Annotated in this window: 4 protein-coding genes and 2 pseudogenes; all 6 read right to left on the reverse strand. The window is 35.0% G+C overall.

What is annotated here, in order from left to right:
• Window positions 1-705: pseudogene (locus LG003_RS22580) on the reverse strand (IS982 family transposase); the annotation flags it as partial.
• A 71-nt stretch (window positions 706-776) separates the two neighbouring features.
• Window positions 777-1,220, reverse strand: coding sequence for a fatty acid desaturase (locus tag LG003_RS22585; RefSeq protein WP_262981711.1), 444 nt, complete (start codon window positions 1,218-1,220; stop codon window positions 777-779).
• Between the two features lies 1 nt (window position 1,221).
• Entirely contained in the window at window positions 1,222-1,992 is a 771-nt protein-coding gene (locus tag LG003_RS22590) for an ABC transporter permease (protein WP_262981712.1), read from the reverse strand.
• A 1-nt stretch (window position 1,993) separates the two neighbouring features.
• On the reverse strand, window positions 1,994-2,827 hold the full coding sequence (locus tag LG003_RS22595; protein ID WP_262981713.1) for an ABC-2 family transporter protein: 834 nt from the start codon (window positions 2,825-2,827) through the stop codon (window positions 1,994-1,996).
• The gene (locus LG003_RS22600) at window positions 2,802-3,821 is read right to left on the reverse strand and encodes an ATP-binding cassette domain-containing protein (protein WP_112878123.1); all 1,020 of its coding nucleotides are present in this window, start codon (window positions 3,819-3,821) and stop codon (window positions 2,802-2,804) included. The genes LG003_RS22595 and LG003_RS22600 overlap by 26 nt, the downstream gene beginning before the upstream one ends.
• Before the next feature lie 18 nt (window positions 3,822-3,839).
• Window positions 3,840-4,612, reverse strand: a pseudogene (locus tag LG003_RS22605) (ATP-grasp domain-containing protein); the annotation flags it as partial.

Below are 4,612 nucleotides of genomic sequence, written 5' to 3' on the forward strand. Positions count from 1 at the left end.
AAAAATCGCCTTCTTAACATCAGCTTATCCCAGAGAGATAACGCTTTTGCCTTCATGTTACTACGGACATGAGTGATTAACGTTATTCCTTCTGCTTCCAGTTCATCGCACAAGGCCTGTGACAAATACCCTTTATCGCCACAAACACCCTGTTAACCTTTGTACCCGCGCTTTGACGGGATGACGATCATCTTTATTTCCTGAGGTCAACTTAACCGCCAAAAGTTCACCACAATCATTAATAACCAGATGAAGTTTAAAGCCATAAAACCAGCCGGTACGGGTTTTCCCTCGCTGTGCGACGCCCTGAAATACGCGATGACGGAGAATACGGAGGTTGTGACAAACGGCAATTTTAGTTGAATCAATAAAAGCGCTCCTCTGGGTTTCAGCCTTGCGTGACGAAAGAAAAGCACAGAGAGGAATGAGCTCCCTTTGCTTTAAGGTTAACATCCGGGTGTAGCTGACCAACCGGGGAAAATCGGCCTGAAGATAGTGTTTAATATGCTGAATATAAAACGTTTTAAAATCACGATAACGGCTCATGTGGAATAAAATGAGGAGCGTCATCACTTCACTGAGAGAAAGGGAAGCTTCGCGGCGACGTTTGAACAAACCATTTTCAATTAACTGTTGATGCCAGAGAGGAATAAATTTTTGGCAAAAGTCATCGACGCAGCAGTAAAGTTCTTCTAAATTAAACATGCCTGAGGATCTCCACGATTTTGTTTTCTATACAAAAACTTTGATCGTGCCTCAGGCTCTTAGTTCCTTTCTTAAGCAAACCTCTGGTTAATTAATCTCTTGCGGCAAAGTTTTTTATGTAATCCATAATTTCTTATGCCAATAAAATCAAGATCTTTATCCATATCACCTAAAAATTTATGGTGACTAAGATGTTCCTTCCTTATTGATTTAAATTTTGAAAACTCAATTATGGAAAATAACTCACCAAAAATGTTATTTACCTTTTTTGAACGACAAAATGAATAATGAAAGCACTCATGCGACATGTTATTCACTGCTCTGAACCTAGTGCCGATAAAAAAAGATAGTAAAGGAAAAACAATAAATAACCAAATGCTAATGGAAACTAACCGACTAAATATAAAAACTAAAATCCATGGAAAAATAATATTATTAAAAAAAACCAATAAAGCCTTAAAAAAGCTCTTTCGACTATTTTCTTCCTTGATTTTAGAAATCAAATAAGTGTTCATGTTACCCTCCTAATCCATTGAACTTTCTAATTCCCCATCGATAAAAAAACAAAGTTCCCAACATAAAAAAAACTGTACTAATAATTAAATAACCTATATTCCAGTCGTTCCTTCCCAAGAAAAATGACACAGGCAATGAAGCAGAGAATGCCATCGGCAATGCAAAAAGGAAGTATTTAACTAAACCATGAGGAAAAAAATTGACAGGAACAATGGAAAGTTCATATATCATCTCATGAAAATAATCCACTGGCATTTTCCTATGATTTATGAATGTAAAAAAATTAAAAATAATGAAAAAGGATAAGTTAATGATGAACATACATATAATAGAGACAATGAACTCTGCCCACTGAATGGCATCTTTTGTTACCATAGGTAAGGAAGAGAAAGATAATGCAAAAAATGCCAAGAAAACAAACATAATTATATTTAAGGGTTTTGACCAACCAAACAATATCAATACCCAGATAGATATAGGTTTAACTAAATAAGGCTCTATTCTTCCACTGGCTACCTTGTTGAAAAACTCCTCAATAGAATGAGTAAATATACTTATCGCAACTCCAAGTAGGATAAAAACCAAGAATATGAGATGAAAATCTTCGTTTTTATAGCCTCCAATACCTTCAGATAGAGAGGAAATTTGATCAATAAATATGAATTGGATTAAGTAATATGATGATGAAAGTATAAATTCCCCAAAAAGGTTTTTTTTATAGGCAAGTTGCCGCTTGATATTCATTTTAATAAAAAGAGAAATAGTTTTCATATTATCCTCCTGCTCCGTTATAATTCTTTATACCTTTTTTCCACATTGAATGAATAAACGCATAAAAAAATAAAAGGTAGCATACTCCACCAATGATTACCTCTTTGAAAAGGGAAGAATTCATTTTCACAAAAAACTCTGCTGGGGCAGATATAATAAAGCGAAATGGATTATATTTCATAAGTGGTAGTATCCAATCAGGCCAAAATGAGGGGGGTAAAAGAACTCCGCCAAACAATGATGAGCTAAGAATGATAAATGAAAGCAGAATATTATATTCAATAACCCAAAAACTCATAATTGCAATACTGAATGAAAGAAAAAAACATAGCAATTGAGAAAGAACAATAATTGATATGATCATCAACACAGATATAATAAATACGGACAGGCCTTTTTCAACCGGGTAATCGGTTATAAATTTAATTAAGAAAACAATAAACAATGGAAGAAGATATAAAATACTTTCACCGAAAAATGTAAATAATCTTTGTGAAATATAGCCATAAGGTTTTGTTATATATACTTCAAGCTCACCATTTTGTACATGTCGTGAAAAAGTTTGGATTAAATCATATCCATTATTAAGCCTTGAAATAACTAGCGCAAAACCGTAGTAATACATCATATCGTTTAAAGTAAACCCATTAATACTTTCAGATTGTTGCGAAAAAATATTACTCCATAAAAGATATTGAATAATAAATGGCGACAAGGTTCCCATTACAAAATCAGTAAAAAACATCGATCTGTCATTGATTATAGTTAGCATACCATTCTTAGAAAATGGGATCATCGCCAAAAGATAATTATGAAAATTCTTTAAATCGTGCACGTAGTATCTCCTCCAATGATGGGGTTGAAACCGAAAAAGCACACTGAACATCTACAACTAATGCTTTAATAAATATGGTATATTGATCTTGCGAAACTGAGATCTCAACATTTTCTGCTTCTTCATTGAATCGGATGTGCTCAATTAAAACTCCTGATCTTATAGAGAGTGATGTTACTTTTTCAATCAGAGCTTTAGCCTGTGTTTTACTATCACAGTTAATATTCACTTTTATTAATGGAGTAGAAATTGTTTTAAGTGAAGCAAGATCCCCGTAAAATTTTTGTTTTCCTCGGTGTAACAAGGAGATGTTATCCACATATCCCTCAATATCTCCCATATCATGGCTAGTGATAATAAAGCCTATATTATCTTCACTTTTGAGTGTGCTCAACAATTCGCGGATCTCATGTTTAGCATTGATATCTAACCCAATGGTTGGTTCATCAAGAAAGAGAACACGAGGTTTAAAAAGCAGATTAAAAGCCAACTCACCCTTAACTCTTTCCCCCAAACTTAAAAGACGAACAGGCTTATTAATGATATGGTGGATGTTTAGCAACTCAAAAATCTTGGCTTGTTCTTTTTTGAATGAAGAACTTTCAATACGGTAAATTTTACTAACCATATCTAAGCTATTTATTAATGGTAAATCCCACCACAAACAATTCTTATGACCAAAGACAACACCCAGTTGCCTAAATAATTTTCCTTTTACTTTATAAGGATCCACTCCCAATACGCTAACTTTTCCTTGATCAGGAGCCTGCACTCCGGCAAGAATTTTTATCAAGCTTGATTTACCAGCACCATTTGGACCAAGTATAGCCAACGATTTCCCCGCTAATAGGGTAAAGCTAATGTCGCTTAATGCTTGATAATCACTAAAAGTTGGTTTAAAAATCCCAATTAATTTCTCCTTTACACCATAGCCACTTTCTTTTGACCGATATATTTTCGAAACGTTATTAACTTCGATAAGAAGGCTATTCATTCATTTAAATCCTGTTTGTCATTTAAATCCTGTTTGTACTGTGTAATTATTAATCACACATTGAAAATCTTGATAGACCATTTCCCGATCCCCACTAAAAATGAACATACCTAGGCAATCTTTGTGGCAATAGAATTCTCCTGTGGCAACATCGCCCACTGAGGGGATCATATATTTAATCAGAGTCGGTAAAATTTCCAAGTTAGGCAAAATAAGGCGAGTCACAAATTTAGTCTCTACAGCTGTGTGTTCTTTAGGGAAAATAAGGTATACAAACGCATCTGCTCTTGATTGGTAATTTATCCCGTTAATAATCCCAAGTTGAGCAGCTAAATGAATCAGACGAAGATCCAATCCATAAACTTTCTGAATAATGTCAACTATCCCCGCTCCCCCGGGCCTATATGCTATTTCAAGCAATTCAGGGACATTACCTGAATTGCCAAAGGCCTCAATGTGATAAACTCCATCTGGAGCAACAAATGCTGAAAGCACTCTCTCTGTAAAAGGGCACCAATATTTCTCTATGTAACTTTCTTCTACCGAGAAGCTTCCTAGTGGCTGTCCTTGTAGAAAATCAATAGGTTTGCTTTGATATTCGCTTACCGAAATGAAGTTAATGCGGCCAGATAAAACTATACAGTCAATATGGAAAATATCCTGTGGGTTGTATTCCTCAATAATAAACTGCCCCGCATCCATATCATAGTAGCTGTCACTCCAAGGGGCTGTTAAGTTGGCAAGACATTCAGCAGTAGCAATAATTTCAACACCAACCGACCCCGCCAGAG

The sequence above is a fragment of the Photorhabdus kleinii genome, assembly GCF_025384885.1.
GTDB lineage: Bacteria > Pseudomonadota > Gammaproteobacteria > Enterobacterales > Enterobacteriaceae > Photorhabdus > Photorhabdus kayaii.